Source organism: Clostridium sp., assembly GCF_029267215.1.
Lineage (GTDB): Bacteria > Bacillota > Clostridia > Clostridiales > Clostridiaceae > Sarcina.
This window is the reverse complement of record NZ_JARIDH010000012.1, coordinates 1-17,100: the sequence shown is the minus strand read 5'-3', so window position 1 is coordinate 17,100 and position 17,100 is coordinate 1. Positions and strand designations below refer to the sequence as shown.

The following is a 17,100-nucleotide window of genomic DNA, read 5'->3' as shown; positions in this document are numbered from 1 at the left end:
TAATTCTTTCATTTCTTTTTCTTTTAAAACTGGTAATTTAGCTGTATTGACTCCACATATCTCTACTTTATTTATCATCATAATTGAAATCAACCCCTTCGAAGTAATTCCCTTCCGCATTTTAATTATTACCTTTAGAGGTTAATTTTATACCATTAAACCATTTTGTTAATTTCTTTCTTTAATCTTTTTATTATTTTTTTCTCTAATCTTGAAATATAAGACTGTGATATCCCTAGCATATCTGCCACTTCTTTCTGTGTTTTTTCCTTATAACCATGTAATCCAAATCTTAATTCAACAATTTCTTTTTCTCTATTTGAAAGATTTTTCATTGCAGTAAATAAAAGCTCTTTATCAACTTCATCTTCAATCAAATTATATACAACATCCTCATCTGTTCCTAATATATCTGATAATAATAATTCATTTCCATCCCAATCTATATTTAAAGGTTCATAAAAAGAAATTTCAGCCTTGACCTTACTGTTTCTTCTTAAATACATTAATATTTCATTTTCTATACATCTTGATGCATAAGTTGCAAGTTTTATCTTTTTCTCTGGATTAAAAGTATTTACAGCCTTTATAAGCCCAATGGTTCCAACTGAAATTAGATCTTCAACTCCAACACCTGTATTTTCAAACTTTCTCGCAATATAAACAACCAACCTTAAATTTCTTTCTATAAGTATGCTCCTTATTTGTTCATCATTTTCCCCTAATTTGTTTACAAGCTCTTCCTCTTCATCCTTTGTAAGCGGAGCTGGAAGAATATCATTTCCACCAACATAGTAAATTGCTTCTCCTCCAATTTCTAATTTAGCAAACAACTTATTAAGTAAAAGTTTTATATTTAACATAACTTAATCACCCCTATATAATTCCTCTAGACAATAATGCCTCATATTCCCCTTCTTTGCTTAGCTTACTATCACAAAAACATAAAATAACATCCCTTGTCATTGCATGTTCACCATCATTACAAAGTTTAATATTGTCAAGTTTAATCCCATCCATGTATCCTGAATTACCATCAACAACTTTGTAAGGTATCTTAAACTTATCTTTTCCTCTAATGTTTATCGCTTTAAACTTTTCTCTTTCTGCTATTATTACAGGTAATGAAGTTACAGGCTCTATAAGTCCATTTCCTGTATCTAAAAAAGCTCTTAAACTTATTATTTCTGAATCAATATATATGTCCAAATCATATAAAAAATTATTTATTACTGCCCTATTACTAAAATATTTCATAACACTACTTACAAGTATATAACTTATAATTAATGAGAATAATATTGCTTTAGTTGAATAATTATTTATTATGAAGTCTTCTGAAAATTCATATTTGTTCTCTACCAAAGCAAGCATAAAACAAGTTCCACAAAAAGCAAATGTTATTACTAAAAATGAAGTAAAACCTTTAAAAATAGATTTAAAATCTCTTTTCTCATATACTATAAAAATCATAAATAAAGAAAATATTAGTTTAAAGGGCAATGTGGTTAGTTTAGTTAAACTTGGTATAAATACTAACAAAGTATATATTGCACCTAAAAAAGCTGCTAGTATTACTTTCTTATAAACTATCCTTTCTTTTAAAGCTTGTAAAGTTAAATAAAGTAGAAAAAAATTTATTAAAAAGTTTTCCAATATGACAACATCTACATATACAGTCATAAAAAGCTCAACTCCTTATATATAATTATAAAACTTATACTTTTAAAATTTTGTCATTATATATTCCTTATGCTTATTTTCTTCCACCATTTTTCAACAGAATTCACCTTTATAACTGATTAAAAACATTACAATTATTTTATTAATGTTTGTTTTTGTTGAAATTAATTGCTAATTAAATATAAGTTCACAATTTTGTTAATTTTAAAACACATTATTAAATAATAATTTTTATATAGTCATTATTTTTAAATAAAAAACACTTCTAGAATTAATACTAGAAGTGTTTTTGTTTAAAAATATTATCTTCTTCCTCTTCTTAGGAACATAGGTATTTCTAAATCATCATTATATCTACTTTCTTTTTCTACAGTTGGTGCAGCCTCTTGATTAGCTGTAGTTTCTTGAACTCTCTCTGTAACAACTTCTTGTTGTATTTGAGGTTCTCTTGAAACTGAAGCACTTTGTGAAGGCATTCCCATTCTTTGACGTTCTTTTTCAAATCCTGTAGCTATAACTGTTATTCTTATTTCATCTTTTAAGTTTTCATCTATAACAGTACCAAATATTATGTTAGCATCTGGATCTGCAGCTTCCTGAACAATTTCAGCCGCTTCATTGATTTCTAATAATCCTAATTCTGAGTCACCTGTTACGTTTAATAAAACACCAGTTGCTCCAACTATTGATGTTTCTAATAATGGAGATGATATAGCTTCTCTAGCAGCATCTTGTGCTCTGCTTTCTCCTTTACCATATCCAACACCCATATGAGCTAAACCTTTATCTAACATTACAGCTCTAACGTCTGCAAAATCTAAGTTTATTAATCCTGGATTAGTTATAAGATCTGATATACCTTGTACACCTTGTCTTAATACATCATCAGCTTTTTTAAATGACTCTAATAATGTTGTTTTCTTATCAACCATTGATAAAAGTCTTTCATTTGGTATTGTAACTAATGTATCTACTTTTTCTTTTAAATTTGCTATACCCATTTCAGCATGAGTCATTCTTCTTCTTCCTTCAAATGGGAAAGGCTTAGTTACTATACCTACTGTTAATATCCCCATTGACTTTGCTATCTCAGCAACTACTGGCGCAGCACCTGTACCAGTTCCACCACCCATACCAGCAGTTATGAATACCATGTCAGCTCCTGTAATAGCCTCTGTTATCTCATCTCTGCTCTCTTCAGCAGCTTTTTTACCTATCTCTGGATTAGCACCTGCGCCTAATCCTTTAGTAAGTTTATCACCTATTTGTATCTTATTTTGGGCATGAGATAGTGTTAAGGCTTGTTTATCTGTATTTATAGCTATGAATTCAACATCTCTTAATCCTTCTTGAATCATTCTATTAACAGCGTTTCCGCCTCCGCCTCCACATCCAATTACCTTAATATTAGTAAATGATTGTATATCTACATCAAAATCTAACAAACCAATTCCTCCTTTAGAAAAGCTCCTCTAAGAATGCTATTATTTTGGAAAGCCCTCTCTTCTTTACACTTTTATTTTCACTTTTAGTTTCTTTATCAACAATCACTTTTTTCCCTGAAAGCAACGCTTCATCACATATTAATTTTAACCTATCATATACCTCTTTAACAATACTAATTGTATTAATTATTGAAGAATTATCAAATAAAAATTGTTTTTTAGTAAAAATCTTTACATTTTTATCATTTATATACTCTAATCTTTCCTTAATATGTTCATATTGGCTAATTCCATCACCAGTTAATATTATCATATCTGTAGTATTTAAAATGTCTTTTTCAACTAATTTTTTATTAATTATATCTAACATTTCACTTAATCTTGCATCTATAATATCGTGTATTAAATAAGTATCTAATATGTGTTCCTCAAAGGAAATATTATTGTAATCCTTTCTAATACTATAATATTTTGAAGAATATTGCAATTTTAATCTTTCAGCTTCTTCTTCTGTTAATGACAAACATATAGCTAAATCCTTAGTAATATTTCGTCCTCCTAGAGGAATATATTCAATTTCTTTCAACACATTACCCTTATAACTATAAATCTGAGTTTCTTCAGCACCTACATCTAAAATTACAATATTTTTACTTTCTGTCTTATCGCTTAAAAATATGTTTTTAAAACCATATCCTAAACCTATAGTTCCACACACTTCATAACCAGCATTTAAAACTATTTTATTTAAAATACTTATCTTTTCTTTAGAGGCAACTATTAGATCTTCATCTATTTCAATTCTTTCAGTTGTCATTCCTATTGGATTTTCAATAAACCCACTCTCTTCTGTATAAAAAGAATTAATAACACTATCTGCTACACATTCCTCTTCTTCAAGATTTAAAGTTCTTCCTTCTATATAAGCTTCCTCAATATTCTCTTTAAAAACTAGCGAATCATAATTATCTGTATATGAATATCCTTTATTGGATACTATTCTACACCCTTCATTTTTTAAGCTTATATAAACACCCTGAATATTACATCCAGTTTTTTCTTCTAATTCTTTCAAACATTCTTTTACTGTTTTTACGACAGACTCCTCGTCTATTATTTTCCCCTTAGATACACCTTCTACATCTTTTACAACAAAATCTAATATTTCAAATTCTGCTTCCTCATTCTCGCTAGACATTGCAACGCAAATGCTTCTATTCCCAATTTCTAAACCAACTATGTTTTTAGCCATTTCTCTTATGTGTACCTCCCATCTAAAACCTTTATAATCTATATATTCTATTAATATAGTAAAATCCCTTTAACTTTAATACATCAATAATCTACCTAATATTTCACGGTCTATGGCTGAATTTAGTGCAGTTTCTCTACTTATAATTCCTTGTCTATAAAGATTAGCAAGTTCCATATCCATAGTTTTCATACCATATTTACTTCCTGTTTGTATTGAAGATTCTATTTGATGTGTTTTTCCTTCTCTTATAAGATTTCTTATAGCTGGTGTTGCAACCATTATCTCTAAAGCTGCCATTCTTTCACTTTCAACATTCTCAACTAATTGTTGAGAAATTATTGTTTGTATTACAGATGATAACTGTATTTTTATCTGCTCTTGCTGATGCGGAGGAAATACATCCACTATTCTATCAATAGTTTTTGCAGCACCTATTGTATGCAATGTTGAAAAAACTAAATGACCAGTTTCTGCGGCTGTTATAGCTGTAGAGATAGTTTCTAAATCTCTCATTTCTCCAATAAGTATAACATCTGGATCTTCTCTTAATGCAGCCTTTAAAGCTCTCTCATAACTTAATGTATCTTTTCCTATTTCTCTTTGATTAACGATAGATTTATTATGTTTATGGAGAAACTCTATAGGATCTTCTATGGTTATAATATGTGCTTCTCTACTATTATTTATTTCATTAATTAAAGCAGCTAGCGTAGTACTCTTTCCACTTCCTGTAGGTCCAGTAACAAGAACCAAACCTCTATTTAATTTACATGCATCTTTTAATATTTCAGGGTATCCTAAACTTTCTAAAGTAGGCATATTCAAAGAAATAACTCTTATAGCCAAGGCAGTACTATTTCTTTGTTTATATATATTAACTCTAAATCTACCTTTTCCATGCAATGAATATGATGTATCATATTCTCCTATTTCATCATATTTTTCATATGAATCTTTTAGTATTTCTCTAGCATAAGCCTCTGTATCTTCAGGGCGTAATACTTCTTCATCTAATCTTATTAGCTTTCCATTAACTTTTATTATAGGAGAAATACCTACTGTTAAATGCAAGTCAGATGCTCCTTCTTTAACTGTCAATTCTAAAAGTTCTTTCAAACTTTGCATAATATCCTCCTACTAAACCATTTTTAATAAACAATTTGTTCATTAAAGGTTTAAATGAACAAATTGTTTGTAAATAATCCATCTTTTTATCGTATAGTAACTATTATAAACTATATGATATATCAATTCCATAATTTTATAAAACTTATTTTGATTTACTTAAAATATTTAAATAAAACTTAATATTTAAATTCTTTATTCAATTTTTTTAAAGCTTTTTTTTCAATTCTAGAAACATAAGACCTTGATATTCCTAAAATTCCAGCTATTTCTCTTTGTGTTTTCACATCCCCATCTAAAAGTCCATATCTCATCTGTATAATTTCTTTTTCTCTATCACTTAATACATCAGACATTTTTTTATAAAGAGCTTTAACTTGTAAAGAACTCTCAACAGTTTCTAATACTGAATCAGATTCACTACTTAAAATATCTATTAGACAAATTTCATTTCCCTCTTTATCCACCCCTATTGGATCTTGAAGGAACACTTCTCCTTTAGTCTTCTTATTATTTCTAAATAACATTAATATTTCATTATCTATACATTTTGCTGCATATGTTGCAAGCCGAATACCTTTACTTGTATCAAAAGAATCAATAGCCTTTATAAGTCCTATTGTGCCTATTGATATTAAATCGTCAACTTCCTTTGAATTTTGATAATTAGAAGAATATTTCTTAACTATATGGGCTACTAACCTTAAATTTCGTTCCACTAATATTTTTTTAGCCTCAAAATCTCCAACCTTTAGTCTCTCAAGATACATTTTCTCTTCCTCTTCTTTTAAAGGTTTTGGAAAAGTTGAATTACCAGTAACATATCCAGTTAAAAAAATTTTACTACCAACTAATTCTAATAAATATTCTAACATGAACAATTGATGTTCCCCCTAATAATGCTTATTATTATAATATGAATTAGAAGTTAAAATCTTTCCACTTAAAGATATTTATTTTGACTTTATTTATTTTTATATCACGCCAAATTAAATATTTTTTTGTTTTTCACTTCAGATTTACATAGTTTTCTAATTACATTCATACTAATTTTTAGTAATCTCTAAGACTATATCTCTAAAAATCGGACCTGCAGTATTACCTCCAGCCGGCTTAACTCCTCCTCTATCAAGCCTTTTTATATTAGGAACCATTACACCTAAAGTGTAATACCTATCCTTATATTTAAAATATCCTAAAAACCACCCATGCAATTCATCTCTTGAAGCCTCTGCAGTACCAGTTTTAGCTCCAATTTCAACTCCATCTAATTTTGTTATCATTGAAGTCCCTTTTTCTACAGTTGATATCATAGCACTTTTTACTTCATTTGCTGTTTCTTTAGATATAACTTCCTTTCTAACATCTTTAAGTTTTTTTACCATAATACCTTCTTGATTTTCAAACCCTTTTAATATTGATGGTTTAACATATTCTCCACCATTTACAACTGGAGATATAATTCCTGCCATCTGCATCAAATTAGTTTGCATAGACTGTCCTATAGCTAAATTTATTAACTTAGCATAGTTGTCCAGTTTATTTTTTCCTTTGTCTTTTTTAGTATTTTCTCCTTCAATATTAACAAATCCACTTCCTTCCGAATCACTATCAATCCCTAAAACGCTAGAAAATACCCCTTGATTTCTAGCAAATTCAATGAATTCTTTTTCACTAATTCCATTTACTATTTCATAAAAAATATCATTACAAGAAAGCTCAAAAGCCTTTCTAACACTTAATGTTCCATGAGTTTTTTCTGGTTTACATATCTTTGATGTACATGTAAACTCATCTGAAAGATTTATGTTTTTCTTTTCCATTGCTAATTCTAAAGTTAAAATTTTAAATATAGATCCAGGTTCATAACCCTTTTCTCCTTCTCCTAAAACTATATTCTTTTCCCATTCATTTTTCTGCGCTAAAGAAAGTACCTCTCCACTTAAACTATCAACCAAAACTACTCCTATATTATCAAAGCTTTTATAATCTTCTCTTCCTAAAACTTCTCTAACAATATTTTGTAAATTCTTATCAAGTGTTAATCTTACATTCAAATTTTTTTCATAATCAACATATTCCCCTTCTTCATAAACCCCTTCGTGATTTCTCTCGAATTTAATTTTTGGGTTTTTATTTTCTATTAACTCATTCCTAATCAAAACCTCTAGAGAATCCTTTTCTTTATCAACATTAATAGTTTCAACTTTACCTTCATCATTTTTTTTATCTTGTGATTTCTTATCACTTGAAATTATATTTTCTATCTTTCCAGTATAATTATCTTTTTTTTCCTGTGATTTATAGGTATAAACTCCTTTTATACCATTTAATGATTCTATCTCTTTAAATACTTTTTCTGATACTTCATAATAAATTTTCCCTCTACTTTTAACTATAGAGTCAAGATTAAAGGTTTTATCTTCAGATTGCATAATATAATTTAAAGTAATAATATTGTGCATATTATTATTTAAATTATTTAGCCTAAAGGCCATAGAATCAAATACAACATTATATTTTATATCATAATCAAACAAATTAATTCCATTTCTATCTAAAAGCAAATAATTATTTTCACTCACCTTTTCATATTGCTTATGATTGCCCTTAACTCCCCCTATCTCTCTTGTACTATACTTTTTTTGAACATAGTATAATCTAAAATTAAGTATTAGTAAAATTAATAATATTGTTGATACTAGTCCAGTCAATCTATTTTTAATCTGAATTTTTTTCTTTCTATTAAACATAAAAATACCCCTCCTTGGCTAAATTCTAACCAAGTAAGGGGTATTTTATTCATAGATATCTTATTAGTTTACTTAATTCAAAAACAATAAAACATTTTAATTTAAAGGTCATACAACTAATATATTATTGGTATTGTCCTAAAACCTCTTTAATTTTTGCAACTATAATATCTATAGCAACTTTATTTTGACCACCTGCTGGAATTATTATATCTGCATATTTTTTTGTAGGCTCTGTAAATTTGTTATGCATAGGCTTAACTACATTTAAGTACTGCTTTATAACAGACTCTATAGTTCTTCCTCTTTCATTTATATCTCTGACCATTCTTCTTATGATTCTAACATCATCATCTGTATCAACGTAAATTTTTATATCTAGAAGTTCTCTTATTCTTGGGTCTTCTAGTACTAATATTCCTTCTACAATAACAATCTCTTTAGCACAAACTTTAGTTGTTTCTTCAACTCTATTATGTATTGAAAAATCATATCTAGGTTTTTCTATAGACTCTCCATTTAAAAGTGCTTCTAAATGAGCAACTAAAAGGTCATTATCAAAAGCATTTGGATGATCATAGTTAGTTTTAACTCTCTCCTCCATTGATAAATGACTTTGATCCTTGTAATATGAATCCTGCTCTATCATAGCAATACACTCTTCGCCAAATTGTCTGTATATTTCCTTTGCTATTGTAGTTTTACCTGATGCAGTTCCTCCTGTTATTCCTATAAAAATTGGTCTCTTCATTAGCTGTTTGCCTCCTTGCACTTAATTAACATATCATTTATCTTAACAGGTCTATCAATTTTAACCTTAAATATCATTTGAGCTCTGTTAGCAACATCTATTTTTTCATCATTTTCATTTTTCATATCATTCATCTGGATTTCATAGTAGTCTCCAACTGGTGATAAAACTTCTACTTTGTCCCCTTCAAATAATCTATTTCTTTGCTCTATTGTTGCAACTTTAGTCTCTTCGTTGTAATCTCTAACAACTCCTACAATATCATAATCTCTTATATATGATGATGATTCATAAACTTGCTCTCCTGATTTTCCAAAGTAAAATCCTGTGTGATATCTTCTATGACTAACTTTTAATAAGTTATCCATTAATTTTTGATCAAATTTGTATTCTTCTGGATTTTCCCAATACTTATCTAAAGCTTCTCTATAAGCTTTGACAATAGCTGCAACATAATATGGACTCTTCATTCTTCCTTCTATCTTGAATGAGTATATACCACTCTTAACAAGTTCTGGAATATATTCTATCATACATAAATCCTTTGAATTCATTATGTATGTACCCTTATCATCCTCTATAACTTGGAAATACTCTCCTGGTCTTTTCTCTTCCATTAAATAGTACTTATATCTACATGCTTGTGAACAAGCCCCTCTATTTGAATCTCTTCCTGTCATATAGTTTGAAATCAAACATCTTCCTGAATAAGCCATACACATAGAACCATGTACGAATGCTTCTAAGTCACAATCTTCTGGTAGGTTATCATGAATTTTTTCAATTTCATTAAAGCTAAGTTCTCTTGCTAAAACTATTCTCTTAACTCCCATACTATGCCAAAATTTAGCTGATTTCCAGTTTACATTATTAGCTTGTGTACTTAAATGTATTTCTAAATCTGGTGCAACTTCTTTTGCAGTCATTATAATTGATGGATCTGATACTATAATTGCATCAACATTTAATTCATTTAATCCAATTATATATTCTTCTAATCCTTCTAAATCTGAATTATGTGGAAACACATTCATAGTAACATAAACATATTTTCCTCTATCATGTGCATATTTTACTCCCTCAGCTATCTGCTCGTTAGTAAAATTATCAGCGAAAGCTCTTAAATTAAGTTTACTTCCTCCAATATAAACTGCATCTGCTCCAAAATCTATTGCTGTTTTTAATTTTTCTAAATTACCTGCTGGTGCTAGTATTTCTGGTTTTCTCATGTTTGCTACCTCCTCTTAGTTAACGCAATTCCATCTCCCATAGGAATAACAGTTGTTATTAAATTTTCATCCTTTGAGACCATATCTAAATACTTTCTCATTCTCTTAACAATAGTTATTTTTCTTCTCTTTACTAAGTCATCAGAAGCAACCATTCCTCTAAACAAAACATTATCTGCTATTATAATTCCATCCTGTTTAAGAAGTCTTAAACATTCTGGTAAAAAATGATTATAATGTCCTTTTCCTGCATCCATGAATATCATATCAAATTCTTCATCAAGACTTTCTAATACCTCTAGGCACTCTCCCTGTAAAATCTTGATTTTATCATCATAACCAAATCTTTTTATGTTTTCTGTGGCATATTTTATCATATTCTCATCTCTCTCAATTGTAGTAATATGACACTCACCATTTGTAGCCTTATTCATAAGTATTGAAGAATATCCTATAGCTGTTCCAAGTTCTAAAATTTTCTTCGGCTTATTCATGGCTACCATAAATTCAAGAAACTTAGCACCCTCTTTTTGTATTATAGGCACCTTATTTTCCTTTGCAAAGTCTTCTAACTCTTTTAATTCATCATTTCTATCTGGAATCAATCCTCTAAGATAAGTTTCCATATAGTCAAAGGTTACTCCACTCATTTAATCCTCCAAACTTTAGTATCCAAACTTTTTCTTCTTCTCTGAAAAATTTTCATAACTATTAGTAAAATAATGCTTACTATTCTTAGGATTTAATAAATAATATATGTAGTCTGTCTTAGCAGGTTTTATAGCTGCTACTAATGACGGTTTTCCTGGATTACATATAGGTCCAACTGGAAGCCCTTTAATTTTATATGTATTATATGGTGAGTCCACCTTTAAATCTTTATAAAGAACCACATCTTTATGTTTTCCTAAAGCATATAAAACAGTTGCATCAATTTGCATTGGCATGCCCTTTTCTAATCTATTATATATAACAGAAGAAATATCTGCACGCTCACTATTATCTCTAGCTTCTTTTTCAATCATAGAAGCTATAGTTACATATTTTTCATACTCTTCATTTGGAATTTTAATACCTAATTTACTCTGTATATCCTTCATAACCATTTCAAATCTATCAAGCATCATACCAACTATCTGATTTGGTGTTGTTCCTTTAGGGAAAGAATATGTATCTGGGAATAAGAAACCTTCTAATTCATATCTTCTTTCACTATTTGGCTTAATAAATGATGGTAAAGGATATTCTTTTACTGCTTTTATAAACTCATCTTTAGTACACACTCCACTTTCACCCAATTTATCGGCTATATCTTCAACTGTATATCCTTCTGGGAATGTCACCTTAACTTCTGACATTTTTCCCTTAGTCAACATATCAATAAAATCAGGAAAGCTTATATCACTTGAAACATTATATGTACCTGGTTTTATACTTCCTTCTACTGAATTTAATTTAACATAAATTTTTGAAAAGAAAGAACTTCTTAAAAGATTTTCGTTATTTAATCTTCCAAAAAGACCATTTAAGGATTCACCATTTTTAACCTTAAACGTTATGTTTTCTTTATTAGATTCAAGCGGTTTATTTTTTATCGAGTTATATTTTACTACAAATACAGCTAAGTTAATCACAAGTAAAATTAAAAATATGGCTATTATTACCATACCTTTAGAGCCTTTTAGCTTCTTCACAGTAGTACCCCCTAATATTTAAAGATAAATGGCCCGTAAGCCATTTATCTAATTATAAAACTTTTTTTCTCAAAAACAAACTTATTTTATTAAATTTTATCCCAATCCAATTAAATTTATAAATTCTTATAATTATTTTCTATTTCTTGCTCTTTTTCTCTCTGCACTATCTAAGATTCTTTTTCTCATTCTTACATTTACAGGAGTAACTTCAACTAACTCATCATTATTTATGAATTCTAAACATTGTTCTAATGACATTTGTCTTACTGGAGTTAATTTTAATGCATCGTCAGCACCTGATGATCTTGTGTTTGTTAATTGTTTTTTCTTACATATGTTAACATCTATATCCTCAGCTCTTGAACATTCTCCACAAACCATACCAGCATATACTTCTGTACCAGGTTCTATGAATAAAGTTCCTCTTTCTTGAGCATTGAATAATCCATATGTAACAGCTTCTCCTGATTCAAATACTACGATTGATCCTCTACTTCTTCCTGGAATCTCACCTTTGTATTTCTCAAAGCCATCAAATACATGGTTCATTATTCCGTTACCTTTAGTATCAGTCATAAATTCATTTCTGAATCCTATAAGTCCTCTTGCAGGTATTCTAAACTCTAATCTTGAATATCCATTAACTGCTGATGTCATATTTACCATTTCAGCTTTTCTTGGTCCTAATTTTTCCATAACAGGTCCCATGAATTCTTCTGGAACATCAATTGTTAAATGCTCAATTGGCTCGACCTTAACACCATTTTCATCAATTTTAGTTATAACATTTGGTTTTGAAACTTGGAACTCATATCCTTCTCTTCTCATAGTTTCTATAAGTATTGAAAGATGTAATTCTCCTCTACCACTTACTTCAAAGCAATCTGGAGTTAACTCATTAACTTTTAAACTTACGTTAGTTTCTAACTCTTTTAATAATCTATCTCTTAAGTGTCTTGAAGTTACGAAATCTCCTTCTTTACCAGCAAATGGTGAATCATTAACCATGAAGTTCATGTTTAATGTAGGCTCGTCTATTTTAACAAATGGTAATCCTTCTGGATTTTGTGCATCAGTTATAGTTTCTCCAATATTTATATCTGATATACCACTTATTGCAACTATATCTCCTAATTGAGCTTCTTCAACTTCCACTCTCTTTAATCCATCATGAGTGTAGAGACTTGAAATTTTGAACTTAGTTACTGTTCCATCTTGTCTTACAACAGCAGCTTGTTGATTTTTCTTAGCTATTCCTCTTGTTATTTTACCTATAGCTATTTTACCAACATATTCACTTGAATCTAAAGTTGTAACAAGCATTTGTAAACTTTCCTCTAAAGATCCTTTTGGTGCTTCAACCTTTTCGATTATAGTATCGAATAAATCTTTCATGTTATCCTTTGGCTCATCTATGTCAATAGTAGCTACTCCATCTCTTGCTGAAGCATAAACTATTGGGAAATCTAATTGCTCATCGTCAGCTCCTAATTCTAAGAATAGTTCAAATATTTCGTCTATAACTTCTTCTGGTCTAGCATCTGGCTTATCAATCTTGTTTATAACAACTATTGGTTTTAATCCTAACTCAAGAGCTTTTCTTAAAACGAACTTAGTCTGTGGCATAGCTCCTTCATATGAGTCTACTACAAGTAAAACACTCTCAACCATTTTAAGTACACGTTCAACTTCTCCACCGAAATCAGCGTGTCCTGGTGTATCTATAATATTTATTTTAACTCCGTTATAATGAACCGCAGTATTTTTTGAAAGAATTGTAATTCCTCTTTCTTTCTCTAAATCATTTGAGTCCATTACTCTTTCTTCAACCTTTTCGTTTGTTCTAAAAACGTTACTTTGTCTTAATAGCGCATCAACTAAAGTAGTTTTACCATGGTCAACGTGGGCTATTATTGCTATATTTCTAATATCATCTCTTACAAATTCGTTACTCATTATTATTCCTCCAATTTTATGTGCATAAAAAATTGGATACTTTTGAAGTACCCAATTTTCTTTACCTTATTAGATTCTACTGTTAAGCTTGCAAAAAGTCAATAAAACATTTTTTACTTAAACAGTTACATTATACATTCTATATAAAAAATTTATATTTCCATTATTATTGGTAATATCATTGGCTTTCTCTTTGTTTTTTCATAAAGGAAACTTCTAAGTCCATCTCTTATATTAGATTTCATAGTCGCCCAATCACAAATTCCTTTTTTCTCACACTCTCTTAAAACATCTTTTACTATTTGCTTAGCTTCATCCATCAAGTCCTCAGACTCTCTCACGTAAACAAAACCTCTTGATATAATATCAGGCCCTGCTACAACAGATGCAGTTTCTTTAGAAATAGTAACAACTACTGTAAGTATTCCATCCTGTGAAAGATGCTTTCTATCTCTTAGAACTATATTTCCTACATCACCCACACCAAGACCATCTACAAAGATTTGTCCTGAAGTTACAGATCCATTTTTCTTAATTGAATCTCTAGTGATTTCTATAACATCTCCATTTTCAGCTATCATAAAATTCTTATCTGATAGTCCTACATCAACAGCAAGTTCTGCGTGTTGTTTAAGATGTCTATATTCTCCATGAACAGGTATAAAGAATTTTGGCTTAACAAGTGCTTGCATAAGTTTCAACTCTTCTTGACAAGCATGACCTGAAACATGGACATCTGCTAATTTACCATATATAACATCTGCTCCTTTTTTGAAAAGCTGATTAATAACCTTAGAAACTAATTTCTCATTTCCAGGTATTGGAGTAGCAGATAATATTACAGTATCCCCTTCAATGATATTAACTTTTTTATGCTCTGAGGATGCCATTCTAGCTAAGGCTGACATTGGCTCTCCTTGACTTCCTGTAGTTATTATTGTTACTTGTTCACTTGGATACTTATTTATAGCATCTATGCTAACAAAAGAATCCTTGTCTATTGTTAAATAACCAAGTTCTATAGCAACTTGAACTATATTTTCCATACTTCTTCCTGACACAGCAATCTTTCTGCCTGTCATTTGTGCAGCTTCTACGATTTGCTGTATTCTGTGTATGTTTGAAGCAAATGTTGCTATGATTATTCTTCCTTTTGCCCCTGTAAATATTTTTTTAAGATTTTCTCCTACAGCTCTTTCTGACATTGTATATCCTGTTCTCTCTACATTTGTAGAATCAGCCATCAATGCAAGAACTCCTTTTCTTCCTAGTTCTGCAAATCTTGCAAAATCCATTACTTCTCCATCAGTTGGAGTATAGTCTACTTTGAAATCACCAGTATGAAGTATAACACCTAATGGTGTATGCACAGCTATTGCAACTGAGTCAGCTATACTATGATTAGTTTTTACAAACTCAACTGATGATGACTTTAATTTAATGATATCTCTTGGCTTAACTCTAATAAGCTCAGTTGTACTTAATAAGCCATGTTCTTTTAATTTAGTTTCAACTATACCTAAAGTAAGTTTTGTTCCGTAAACAGGCACATTTAAATTCTTTAAAACATATGGTAAAGCACCTATATGGTCCTCATGTCCATGAGTTAAGAATATTCCTCTAACTTTCTCAGCGTTCTTTATTAAATATGACACATCTGGAATAACTATATCTATACCAAACATATCTTCATCTGGGAACTTAAGACCACAATCAACTATGATTATATCGTCTTTGAACTCGATAACTGTTAGGTTTTTACCTATCTCGTTTAACCCACCTAAAGGTATAATTTTAACCTTTAGTTTCTCACGCTTCATATTTTCCCTCCTCTTTTTTGTTATATTACGCTTATGTATAAAAGAGGTTTCCTCCTTGGAGAAAATTTCTCTATTCATTTTTACAATTCCTACATATTCCGAAAAATTTAACTGTATGATCTAATATTTCAAATCCGTACTTAGTTTCAATTTCTTCTTCTAGTTCATCCAATAAATCTGCTTCAACCTCAAAAACTTTTCCGCATTTATTACAAACTAAATGGTGGTGTCTATGTTCTTCATCATCATGAGCAAGCTCATATCTACTACATCCATCTTCTAAATCTAATTTATAGATTACACCCATCTCTTCTAAAAGAATTATTGTTCTATATACAGTAGCTAATCCTATTTCTGGACAATTCCTTTTAACCTCGTCATAAATTTCCTCAGCTGTTAAGTGCTTACCCTCATTTTGTATTATAGTATCAACTATTGCTCTTCTTTGAGGAGTTAATTTATATCCTTTTTTTTTCAAATCCTCTTTTAAAGCATCAAAATCTACTGAAGCTATATTTGCCATATTAAAACCTCACTTTACCGTTATTCTTCTTCTGCGAATAAAGTTGCATAAGCTTCTTCTATCATTTCAATTTCAAAGTCATTCTCAACTGGAGCTAAAGTTTCTTCTCCACCTTCATCTTGAACAACTTGCATTGCTATAACTACATCTTCTTCATTTTCTGGTGATAATAAGAAATATTCTTTCTCTTCTATATCTAATTTTGTTACTACATTGAATGTTGTTTCTATTCCTTCTTCATCAACTAAAACTATTGGTTGTAAATCATTATTCATATTTTTTCTCCTTTTACTTTGATATTCTATCTAAGTATCCTTGTAATATATAAGTAGCCGCTATTTTATCAACTATTTTCTTTCTTTTTGCTCTTGATAAATCCGCCTCAAGCATAGCTCTATGTGCTGCTACTGTTGTAAGTCTTTCATCCCAAAACTCTATTTTTCCATCAAAAGATTTAGCTATTTGTTCACATAATCCCTTAACCATTTCTCCTGATGGACCTATTGTTCCATTCATGTTTTTAGGCATACCTGCAACTATAGTTTCAACATTATATTCCTTGCATATTTTCATAACTGCTTCAACATCTTTAGTATAGCAGTCTCTTTTAATTGTTGTTACCCCCTGCGCTGTCCATCCTAGTGGATCACTTACTGCAACACCTATTGTCTTACTTCCGATATCTAATCCTAAAATTCTCATTGAATCTCCTTATATAAACGAAAGAGCACCCTAACGGGCACTCTTTGTTATTTTATCTCTAGATAAGATTTTATAACTTCTTCAAGTATTTCATCTCTTTCCAGTTTCCTTACTAAAGCTCTTGCCCCGTTGTAATTAGTGATGTAAGTAGGGTCACCTGA

17 protein-coding genes and 1 pseudogene are annotated in these 17,100 nt (G+C 29.7%); all 18 read right to left on the bottom strand.

What is annotated here, in order from left to right:
- Positions 1–81: pseudogene (locus Q1K13_RS01145) on the bottom strand (RNA polymerase sigma-G factor); the annotation flags it as partial.
- A gap of 74 nt (positions 82–155) precedes the next feature.
- Positions 156–863, bottom strand: coding sequence for an RNA polymerase sporulation sigma factor SigE (sigE, locus tag Q1K13_RS01140; RefSeq protein WP_300346961.1), 708 nt, complete (start codon positions 861–863; stop codon positions 156–158).
- Between the two features lie 13 nt (positions 864–876).
- Entirely contained in the window at positions 877–1,683 is an 807-nt protein-coding gene (gene spoIIGA / locus Q1K13_RS01135) for a sigma-E processing peptidase SpoIIGA (protein WP_300346959.1), read from the bottom strand.
- 302 nt (positions 1,684–1,985) lie between these two features.
- Entirely contained in the window at positions 1,986–3,128 is a 1,143-nt protein-coding gene (ftsZ, locus tag Q1K13_RS01130; protein WP_300346956.1) for a cell division protein FtsZ, read from the bottom strand.
- A gap of 13 nt (positions 3,129–3,141) precedes the next feature.
- A complete protein-coding gene (locus tag Q1K13_RS01125; RefSeq protein WP_300346953.1) occupies positions 3,142–4,380 on the bottom strand; it encodes a cell division FtsA domain-containing protein in 1,239 nt (412 codons plus the stop codon).
- A gap of 75 nt (positions 4,381–4,455) precedes the next feature.
- The gene (locus tag Q1K13_RS01120) at positions 4,456–5,508 is read right to left on the bottom strand and encodes a type IV pilus twitching motility protein PilT (RefSeq protein ID WP_300346950.1); all 1,053 of its coding nucleotides are present in this window, start codon (positions 5,506–5,508) and stop codon (positions 4,456–4,458) included.
- Between the two features lie 179 nt (positions 5,509–5,687).
- Positions 5,688–6,389 (bottom strand): RNA polymerase sporulation sigma factor SigK, encoded by a 702-nt coding sequence (sigK, locus tag Q1K13_RS01115; protein WP_300346947.1) that lies wholly within the window; start codon positions 6,387–6,389, stop codon positions 5,688–5,690.
- A 165-nt stretch (positions 6,390–6,554) separates the two neighbouring features.
- Positions 6,555–8,261, bottom strand: a complete 1,707-nt coding sequence (locus tag Q1K13_RS01110) for a penicillin-binding transpeptidase domain-containing protein (RefSeq protein WP_300346944.1) — start codon at positions 8,259–8,261, stop codon at positions 6,555–6,557.
- Positions 8,262–8,385: 124 nt separating this feature from the next.
- Positions 8,386–9,012: a uridine kinase gene (gene udk, locus Q1K13_RS01105; RefSeq protein WP_300346941.1), complete on the bottom strand. Its 627-nt coding sequence runs from the start codon at positions 9,010–9,012 to the stop codon at positions 8,386–8,388.
- The gene (locus tag Q1K13_RS01100) at positions 9,012–10,241 is read right to left on the bottom strand and encodes a peptidase U32 family protein (RefSeq protein ID WP_300346938.1); all 1,230 of its coding nucleotides are present in this window, start codon (positions 10,239–10,241) and stop codon (positions 9,012–9,014) included. The genes udk and Q1K13_RS01100 overlap by 1 nt, the downstream gene beginning before the upstream one ends.
- 5 nt (positions 10,242–10,246) lie before the next feature.
- On the bottom strand, positions 10,247–10,891 hold the full coding sequence (locus Q1K13_RS01095) for an O-methyltransferase (RefSeq protein WP_300346935.1): 645 nt from the start codon (positions 10,889–10,891) through the stop codon (positions 10,247–10,249).
- A 15-nt stretch (positions 10,892–10,906) separates the two neighbouring features.
- Positions 10,907–11,935, bottom strand: coding sequence for an endolytic transglycosylase MltG (mltG, locus tag Q1K13_RS01090; protein ID WP_300346932.1), 1,029 nt, complete (start codon positions 11,933–11,935; stop codon positions 10,907–10,909).
- Positions 11,936–12,067: 132 nt separating this feature from the next.
- A complete protein-coding gene (typA, locus tag Q1K13_RS01085; protein ID WP_300346929.1) occupies positions 12,068–13,894 on the bottom strand; it encodes a translational GTPase TypA in 1,827 nt (608 codons plus the stop codon).
- A gap of 152 nt (positions 13,895–14,046) precedes the next feature.
- A complete protein-coding gene (locus tag Q1K13_RS01080; protein WP_300346926.1) occupies positions 14,047–15,714 on the bottom strand; it encodes a ribonuclease J in 1,668 nt (555 codons plus the stop codon).
- A 70-nt stretch (positions 15,715–15,784) separates the two neighbouring features.
- Positions 15,785–16,237 carry a Fur family transcriptional regulator gene (locus tag Q1K13_RS01075; RefSeq protein ID WP_300346923.1) on the bottom strand — a complete coding sequence of 151 codons (453 nt, stop codon included), beginning with the start codon at positions 16,235–16,237 and terminating at the stop codon, positions 15,785–15,787.
- 20 nt (positions 16,238–16,257) lie between these two features.
- Positions 16,258–16,512: a DUF1292 domain-containing protein gene (locus Q1K13_RS01070; protein WP_300346921.1), complete on the bottom strand. Its 255-nt coding sequence runs from the start codon at positions 16,510–16,512 to the stop codon at positions 16,258–16,260.
- 13 nt (positions 16,513–16,525) lie between these two features.
- Positions 16,526–16,939 (bottom strand): Holliday junction resolvase RuvX, encoded by a 414-nt coding sequence (ruvX, locus tag Q1K13_RS01065; protein ID WP_300346918.1) that lies wholly within the window; start codon positions 16,937–16,939, stop codon positions 16,526–16,528.
- A gap of 47 nt (positions 16,940–16,986) precedes the next feature.
- The coding region (locus Q1K13_RS01060; protein ID WP_300346964.1) for an IreB family regulatory phosphoprotein at positions 16,987–17,100 on the bottom strand (114 nt) is incomplete at its 5' end.